Origin of the sequence: Pseudomonas entomophila (genome assembly GCF_029478665.1) — a bacterium.
Taxonomy (GTDB): Bacteria; Pseudomonadota; Gammaproteobacteria; order Pseudomonadales; family Pseudomonadaceae; genus Aquipseudomonas; species Aquipseudomonas entomophila_F.
Genome location: NZ_JARPQB010000081.1, coordinates 1 through 8815 on the forward strand (window position 1 = coordinate 1; position 8815 = coordinate 8815).

The 8815-nt window shown below is 63.8% G+C and carries 6 protein-coding genes and 1 pseudogene; 4 read left to right on the forward strand and 3 right to left on the reverse strand.

Annotated features, from left to right (window positions below; translation table 11 throughout):
• Window positions 1–112: pseudogene (locus tag P5705_RS25260) on the reverse strand (type VI secretion system tube protein Hcp); the annotation flags it as partial.
• Between the two features lie 200 nt (window positions 113–312).
• Here P5705_RS25260 and P5705_RS25265 point away from each other — a divergent pair.
• The 4 genes from P5705_RS25265 to P5705_RS25280 all read left to right on the forward strand — a co-directional run bounded on the left by P5705_RS25265 (window position 313) and on the right by P5705_RS25280 (window position 6067).
• Complete coding sequence (locus P5705_RS25265; protein ID WP_277463594.1) at window positions 313–1590, forward strand: bifunctional O-acetylhomoserine aminocarboxypropyltransferase/cysteine synthase; 1278 nt, start codon at window positions 313–315, stop codon at window positions 1588–1590.
• Window positions 1591–1654: 64 nt separating this feature from the next.
• Window positions 1655–2431 carry a hypothetical protein gene (locus P5705_RS25270; RefSeq protein ID WP_277463595.1) on the forward strand — a complete coding sequence of 259 codons (777 nt, stop codon included), beginning with the start codon at window positions 1655–1657 and terminating at the stop codon, window positions 2429–2431.
• A gap of 214 nt (window positions 2432–2645) precedes the next feature.
• A complete protein-coding gene (locus P5705_RS25275) occupies window positions 2646–4391 on the forward strand; it encodes a flavin monoamine oxidase family protein (protein ID WP_277463596.1) in 1746 nt (581 codons plus the stop codon).
• Entirely contained in the window at window positions 4388–6067 is a 1680-nt protein-coding gene (locus P5705_RS25280) for an alpha-keto acid decarboxylase family protein (protein ID WP_277463598.1), read from the forward strand. Before P5705_RS25275 ends, P5705_RS25280 begins: the two co-directional genes overlap by 4 nt.
• Before the next feature lie 85 nt (window positions 6068–6152).
• On the opposite strand, the gene P5705_RS25285 is transcribed toward P5705_RS25280, so the two are convergent.
• Together P5705_RS25285 and P5705_RS25290 are read right to left on the reverse strand one after the other, a co-directional pair.
• Window positions 6153–6755 (reverse strand): hypothetical protein, encoded by a 603-nt coding sequence (locus tag P5705_RS25285; RefSeq protein WP_277463599.1) that lies wholly within the window; start codon window positions 6753–6755, stop codon window positions 6153–6155.
• 10 nt (window positions 6756–6765) lie between these two features.
• On the reverse strand, window positions 6766–8815 hold a 2050-nt coding region (locus P5705_RS25290), incomplete at its 5' end, for an RHS repeat-associated core domain-containing protein (protein ID WP_277463600.1).

Genomic DNA, 8815 nt, shown 5'->3' on the forward strand with positions numbered 1-8815 from the left:
GGTCCCGATGGCCCGCCTGGCATTTGTTGCCGATGGAATCCTGAGTGGAACACCCCGCCGAAATCAGGCCCTGAAGCGCGCCTGTGATGGTCATATAGCCGTGATAAGCCATGCTGCGAACTCCCTGTAAAAAGTTCGCACTGTAAAAACGTAAAACCGTGTTGTATGTCGGACGCGTCCGAAATTACGCCATCGAGAAGTTACCAAGTACGACAGACAACCGCGCCGCGACGTGCCACCCCACGCGCTTGACCGCCTTGCACCTCCCGCCCCATGCTCAGCCGCTTCCACCCACGCGCAAGGAACGACCGCATGAAGCTGGAAACTCTCGCCATCCACGCGGGCTTCAGCCCCGACCCGACCACCCGGGCCGTGGCCGTGCCCATCTACCAGACCACCTCGTTCGCCTTCGACGACACCCAGCACGGCGCCGACCTGTTCGACCTGAAGGTGGCCGGCAACATCTACTCGCGCATCATGAACCCCACCAACGACGTGCTCGAACAGCGCATGGCCGCCCTCGAAGGCGGGGTCGGCGCGCTGGCCGTGGCTTCCGGCATGGCCGCCATCACCTACGCCCTGCAGACCGTCGCCGAGGCCGGCGACAACATCGTCTCGGTGGCCAAGCTGTACGGCGGCACCTACAACCTGCTGGCCCACACCCTGCCGCGCATGGGCATCACCACCCGCTTCGCCGCCCACGACAACATCGCCGCCCTCGAGGCGCTGATCGACGCACGCACCAAGGCGGTGTTCTGCGAATCCATCGGCAACCCCGCCGGCAACATCGTCGATATCCAGGCCCTGGCCGATGCCGCCCACCGCCATGGCGTGCCGCTGATCGTCGACAACACCGTCGCCACGCCGATCCTCTGCCGCCCGTTCGAGCACGGCGCCGATATCGTCGTGCACTCGCTGACCAAGTACATCGGCGGCCATGGCACCAGCATCGGCGGCATCGTCATCGACTCGGGCAAGTTCCCCTGGGCCGACAACAAGGCACGTTTCGCCCTGCTCAACACCCCCGACCCGTCCTACCACGGCGTCACCTACACCGAAGCCTTCGGCCCCGCCGCCTTCATCGGCCGCTGCCGCGTGGTGCCGCTGCGCAACACCGGCGCCGCGCTGTCGCCGTTCAATGCCTTCCTGATCCTGCAAGGCCTGGAGACGCTGGCCCTGCGCATGGAGCGCCATACCGAGAACGCGCTCAAGGTCGCCCGCTACTTGCAGCAACACGACCAGGTGGCCTGGGTGAAGTACGCCGGCCTGCCCGACCACCCCGAGCATGAGCTGGCCCGGCGCTACACCGGCGGCAAGCCGGCGTCGATCCTGTCGTTCGGCATCAAGGGTGGCCAGGCGGCCGGGGCGCGCTTCATCGATGCGCTGCAGTTGGTGGTGCGCCTGGTGAACATCGGCGACGCCAAGTCGCTGGCCTGCCACCCCGCCTCCACCACCCACCGCCAGCTCAACGACGAAGAGCTGGAAAAGGCCGGCGTGCCACGGGACATGGTGCGGCTGTCGATCGGTATCGAGCACAGCGACGACATCATCGCCGACCTCGCGCAGGCGCTGGAGGCCAGCCGCGGTTGAGTCACCCGCGCCCCACCCAATGCCGACGGCGGGCGCGCACCTTGCAGAACCGGAACCCTGCGCAATGACCCTCTTCTACCTGAAACTCATCGTCACCCCGCTGCTGATGTGGGCCATCTCCCTTGCCTCGCGGCGCTGGGGTGGCCTGCTGGGTGGGTTGCTGTCCGGGCTGCCGATCACCTCGGCCCTGGTGATGACCTTCCTGTGCCTGGAGCAAGGCACGGGCTTCGCCCTGGGCGCGGTGCCTGGCGCACTGGGCGGTTTGGCCGCCGTGCAGGCCACCTACGCGTTCTACCTGTTCGCCACGCGCAAGCTCGGCATTGCCCCGGCGGTGGCATTGGCCATCCTGTTCTATGGCCTGGCGGCCTACGCCTTCACCCACTGGGGCAGCCTGTACCTGTCGATTGCGGTGGCGTTGCTGTTGATCGCCGTGCTGATCCGCGCCAGTGGCCGCGAGCCCACACCCGATACGCTCGCACGCCCCCGACACCGGTATTGGGAGATCCCCCTGCGCATGGTGTCCGCCACCTCGCTGCTGATGATCACCACCAGCCTGGCCAGTTGGCTGGGCCCGGCGACCAGCGGGATGCTCGCGCCGATCCCGGTGATCGCCTGGCCGCTGGTGGTGTTCGCCCATATGCAGGGCGGACGGGCCGGGATGGCGGCGATGGTGCGGGGCAATGCCATCGGCGCGGTGGGGGTGATTGCGTTCTACCTGGCGATGGCGGGGTTGCTCGAGCGGCTGGGGGTGGCCGTGACCATCAGCCTGGCCATGGGGTTGGCAGTGGCGCTGACGGTCGGGCTGGCGGCGCTGTCACGCAAGGCACAGCGCCCTCTGTAGGAGCGGCTTCAGCCGCGATGCAGACTACGCGGTACCTGGCACCCGCTTCGCGGGTGATCGCGGCTAAAGCCGCTCCTACGGAGGTTTTGCCAAATCAATGGGATATGGCCCGCTCCAATAATCGGTGATAGCAAACTGGCATTCCGGCAAACCTCGACAATACTGGCTCGTCACATGGATTTCCTTGCCCACACACAACAAAAGGGAATTTGCGATGAGCCACAACCACCCTCTGGACGTCGCCATCATCGGCGGCGGTGTCTCCGGTACCTACAGCGCCTGGCGCCTGCAACAGGCCCACGGCACCCAGCAACGCATCCAGCTCTTCGAATACGGTGATCGCATTGGCGGTCGCCTGTTCAGCATCAACCTGCCCGGCTTGCCCAACGTGGTCGCCGAGGTAGGCGGCATGCGCTACATGCCCGGGGCCGACGGCCATGTGATGGTCGATACCCTGGTACAGCACCTGGGCCTGCCGAGCAAAGACTTCCCCATGGGCAACGAACAGGACCACATCGGCGCCAAGGACAACCTGTTCTACTTGCGCGGCCAACGCTTCCGCTTCCGTGACTTCGTCGAGGCGCCGCACAAGATCCCCTACGACCTGGGCTGGACCGAACGCGGCTACAATCCCGAAGACCTCCAGGTCAACGTGATGAACAGTATCTACCCGGGCTTCGACAAGCTGAGCCTGGCCGAGCAGATGCAAGTGCAGGTGTTCGGCAAGCCGATCTGGCGCTACGGTTTCTGGGACTTGCTCTACCGCGTGCTGAGCAACGAAGGCTACCAGTTCATGAAGGACGCCGGCGGCTACGACGCCAACGTCGCCAACGCCAGCGCCGTGACTCAACTGCCCGCCACCGAGTACAGCGACGCCACCACGTTCCGCACGCTCAAGGACGGTTTCCAGAGCCTGCCGCTGACCCTGGCCCAGCGCTTCGTCGAGCACGCCGGCGGGATGATGCCAGGCGACCAGCGCATCCAGATGAACCGCCGCCTGGCCGCCTTGCGCTACAGCGGCAACAGCGAATACCCCTACCGCCTGCACCTGCGCCACACCGAGACCATCAACGGCAAGACCCACGACCTCGAAGACGAAGACGTGGTAGAGGCCCGCCAGGTGATCCTCGCCCTGCCGCGCCGCTCGCTGGAACTGATCGACTCGCCGTTGTTCGACGACCCGTGGCTCAAGGACAACCTGAAGTCAGTGCTGGTGCAGTCGGCGTTCAAGCTGTTCCTGGCCTACGAGCAGCCCTGGTGGCGCAACCTCGGCCTGGTCGCCGGGCGCTCGGTTACCGACCTGCCGATCCGCCAGTGCTACTACATGGGCACCGAGTGCGACCAGCCGGGCGGCGAACAAACCTTCAACTCGCTGCTGATGGCCTCCTACAACGACATCGGCACCGTGCCGTTCTGGAAAGGCCTGGAAGACGGCCCCGAGTTCGTCGGCTACACCCCGCGCAGCCTCGAAGGGCGCATCAGCAACGACGCGGTGGTGCCGCGCACGCAGTTCCAGATCAGTGACGAGATGGTGCGCATCGCCCAGCGCCAGGTCACCCAGCTGCACGCCCAGGTCGAGCTGCCGGCGCCATACTCGGCCGTCTACCATGCCTGGGACGCCGACCCGTACGGCGGTGGCTGGCACGAATGGAAGGCCAACTACCGCGTTGACCTGATCATCCAGAAGATGCGCCATCCGGTGAAAGACCAGCAGGTGTTCATCGTCGGTGAGGCCTACTCCTACGGCCAGGGCTGGGTCGAGGGCGCGCTGACCACCGCCGAGTCTGCCTTGCAGGAATTCTTCGAGCTGCCGCGCCCAAGCTGGCTGCCGGCCAGCTACCAACTGCTGCCGACCCCGGCACCGGAGGAGATCGACTACAGCAAGCCGCCCATGCCCGTGGATCCTGCGCAAGTACTCGACGGCATCACCCAGAACATCTGTGCGGGGATCAAGCCATGACTAAGTTCACCGTGGCCGACTACCTGCTCACCCGGCTCAAGCAACTGGGCCTGGACAAGGTGTTCCAGGTGCCGGGGGACTATTGCTCGAACTTCATGAGCGCGCTGGATGCCTTCGAAGGCATCGACGCCGTGGGCGAGATCTACGAGATGGGCGCCGCCTACAGCGCCGATGGCTACGCCCGGGTGCATGGCCTGGGTGCCGTGTCGCTGCAATATGGGGTGGGCACCTTCAGCGCGGTGAACGCCATCGCCGGCGCGTTTGTGGAACGCAACCCGGTGGTGGTGATTTCCGCCAGCCCCTCGACCGAAGACCGCCTCAAGGCCAATAGCCAGAACGTGCTGTTTCACCACTCCACCGGCGACTTCGAAGCCGACCGCAATGTGCTGGAACAGGTGACCGTGGCCTGCGAGATCCTGTCCGACCCGCACCGCGCCCCCTGGCAGATCGACAACGCCCTGATCGCCGCCCTCACCCACCGCCAGCCCATCTACCTGGAGGCCTACAAAGACATCTGGGGCAAAGAAGTCAGCCGCCCCCACGGCCAGTTGACCCCTGCCCCGCGCCCGTCCAACCCACAGGCCCTGCAGGAGCTGGTCGACGCCACCGTCCAGCGCCTGGCCACGGCGCGCCAGCCCCTGGTGCTGCTGGGCGTGGAGGTGATCCGCTACGGCCTGCAGGATGCCGTGCAACGCCTGATCGACAGTTGCGGCCTGCCCTTCTCCACCACCCTCGACGCCAAGACCGTGCTCGACGAAAGCCAGGCGCCCTTCATCGGCACCTATGCCGGCCCCGCCTCGCGCCCGGAAACCTCGGCGCGGGTGGACGCCTGCGACTGCATCCTGGCGATCGGTGTGATCTTCACCGATGACTACCTCGACCTGCTGAATGCGCGCTACGGCCAGATCGTCCAGGTGAACTGCGAACTGGCCCGCGCCGGCGACGACAACTACCCCAACGTACGCCTGCCCGACTACGTCGACGGCCTGCTCAAGGCCCTGAAGGTGGACACCCAGTTCCCCCGCCAGGGCATGGCCCTCGCCGCTGCGCGCCCGCTGCTGGGCAGCGGTGCGGTACCCTGCGCGCTGAGCTACGCGAGCTTCTTCGACAGCCTGGTGAACTTCGCCCAGGAACACCGCCTGTGGCAGACCAGCACGCTGATCCTGGGGGAAAGCTCGTCGCTGTACGTGGCCAGCAACATCAACGGCATGCCCCGCGGCAGCTTCATTTCCGACGCCATCTGGGGCTCGCTCGGCCACGAGACCGGCTGCGCCCTGGGCGTGGCGCTGGGCAGCGGCCGTCGCCCGGTGGTGGTGGCCGGCGACGGCGGGTTCATGATGGTCAGCCAGTCATTGGCGGCGCTGGCGCGCAACCAGGTCAATGCCGTGGTGTTCGTGATGAGCAACCAGGTGTATGCGATCGAGCAGGCGTTCGTCGATCCCGATGCGTTTACCCCGTGCGGTGAGTTCGCGCCGTTCGATACCCTGCCCACGCTGGATTACACCGCGTTGGCCGCAGGGTATGGTGCGCTGGGGTATCGGGTGGAGACGGTGGACCAGCTGGAGCAACTGCTGCCGCAGTTGCTGATGGTGGTGGGCCGGCCGGTGCTGGTTGAGATAACGATTGCCGAAAAGGACCTGGCCGAGCAGATCAAGCGGTTGGCGATGGTGAGCTAGCCCTCTTTGATCAACGTGAAAAGCCGCTTTCGCAACACTGAAAGCGGCTTTTTCGTCACGGCGGAGGTGGCGGGCAGGCGGCTGCTCATGCCTTGACCATCTTCTTCCAGGCAGCTTCCTTCATGGCCAGCGCTTTTTCCACCGATGCCGCAAGCTCGATCACAGCCTGAATAGCGGCATCGTCATCAACTCGCATGTCAGCCGGCAAATGATGGTAATCGTAGGGTTCGTCCTGCTTGAAGATGCCCGCCAGATGCGCGTTCACCCTGAATATCAAATGCAGCGTCCGCCAACATACCGAGCGCTCAAGCCCTTTCCCCTGCGCCACACTGCCCTTGGGGCGTTTCTCTCCACCGACCCAGAGATACGGTACGAACTCCAGAACGATGTCCGCGAAGGAAGACTGTGCCTTCTCGTATGCATCATCCTGAAACAAGACCCGCCACCGAGGAATGTCGGCGAAATTAAACGAGCAGAGCACAGGCCGGAATAGACGCTCACTGACATCGACCTCTTCCAAACAGCCCGGCAGTTCCTTGTAGAACTTCTTGAAGACCTCGATCAAATACCCGGCATTACCCGAAACCACATCAATGAATCGGGCTACCACAAAACCCTCCCCTTCCTTGCACAGCGCGGGAATACAGAACAGGTCCCCAGGGGCGATACTTTTATTCACTCTCTTCATCTATGCATCCTTAATGCCCACACTGAAGGGCTCCCTGCTTGGCCTTTTCATACTCCGCGATATGCGAGAGCCCGCGCTCGTCAGTCCTGGACTTATCGATTGGCTGGATGACATTCCCGGGGAACCCCGTTTTGGTCTCATACTTCTCGACGTAAAACTGCTCCTTCCCCTTTGCCTGGGTGTATGTCAAGTCACTCTCGATAACCCTCAACTCTCCTTTGCCAAGCCGTTGGTTCTGCCTGTGCTGCTGCTCTCGATCGTCGGGGTCCTGAACCGTATGCCCCACATAGAATGGCTCCTCCTGGCCTGGGTTATACAGGCCATAGACCGAGTACCCCGGCTTGTGCAATGGGGTGGGCTCAAGGCCCAGGGAGTCATACCAGTAAATGGGGTTGGGGGTGTAGGCAAAGAGGTTCAACCCACCCGCGTAGCTGATCGGATCCTGGCTGATAAATCGCCCGATCCTCGGATCATAGTACCGATAGCGGTTGTAATGCAGCCCGGTCTCATGGTCGTGGTATTGGCCCTGGAAGCGAATCGGGTTGCTCAGGCCGACTTGCTTCGCCCACTCCGAGCGAGCCTCCTTGACCTCACCCCATGCCTTGTACTGCGCCGTCCACGCCACCTCACCATTGTGGTCGGTGAGTTCCATCGGCGTGCCAAGGTGGTCGCACTGGTACCAGGCAATCGCATCGAATGGCTGCGGTTTGACCTCGTGCTGCCACAGCGGGTCCTGATCGAAATCGTACTCCCGGTCATTCCAATCTGGCTGCCGTAGCAAGCGAATCGGGCTCTTGCGCAGCGCCTGGGCAACCGGCACGAAACTGCCCGGCTCGTACAGGTAATGTACGGTGCGCCCGGTCTCACCTTCGTCCTGCGGCGGCGAGCTTTCCCAGGCGAGGTTGTCGCCATCCCAGCCGTACAAGGTGTAACCGCAACCCAGTTCGCGCTGGTGCTTGGCCCGCTGCATCTGGTTCCAACCACTGCCCGCACGCGGATCATCCTGATGGTGCGCGGTGGAGTGTTTGTGCAAACGACGACCCAAGGCGTCGTAGCTGTACACCACACTGAGCTTGCCATCGTCATAACGCGTCAGGCGGTCGAACAGGTCCCAGGCCAGGTGGGCCTTGTCGCCATTGTGCAGGCGATGGATCAGGTTGCCGCGTTCGTCGTACTGGTAATGGGTCCCGGTGTATTCACGCAGCAGGTTATCCATCAGCTTGTTACGGCGCGGATCGCTTTCCAGCGGACGGTTGAGTTCCTGGGTCTTGTCGTCCAGCAGGTTGCCAGCCGGGTCAAAAGCAAAGGTCTCCACGCCAAGGCGGCTGGTGGCTTGCAGCAAGCGGCCAACGGGATCGTACTGATAGGCCAGGTGGCCACGGCGGGTGTCGTGGATATCGGTCAGCTGGCCCACGGCATCGTATTGGTACTGGCGCTTGAGCAAGGTGGCCTTACCATCATGACTGCCCAGCAACTGTTCCTGCAGACGCCCTGCCGGGTCCCAGCTCTGAACCTGCATCAGCTGGTTGCCCTGATGACGCACAACTTCACGGTGCAGGTCATCGCGCTCGTAGGCGAGCAACTCATGCTGATCGAGGGTCATGCCCAGCACATGGCCGCTGCCGTAGGTAAGCACGCTGACCTTGTGCCCATCCGGGCGAACGGTCGCGACACGGTTGTTGAGCACGTCGTACTCGTGCTGCCACACCGCAACCATCGGCACCTCGGTACCGAGGTAGTACTGGTGCTCGCGGGTCAGGTTGCCCGCCTCGTCATGGAACCACTGCAGCTTGCTGGCCGCGTTGATCGCCTGGATCAGCTTGCCGTTACCGTCGTAAGCGAAGGTTTCTTCCTGGCGCTGGTCACCCAGGCTGGCCACGCGAGAAGCGAGCCGGCCCACCGGGTCGAAGGTGATGTCGATGCGGCGCTGGCCAACCTGGGTGCTGGCCAGACGGCCCGTATCAGGATCGTACTGGTAACGCGTCACCAAGCCATCGAAGCCTTGCTCTTGCAGCAAGCGCCCGACCGGGTCGTAAAGGAAGTTGGCCTTGCTCTCGTTC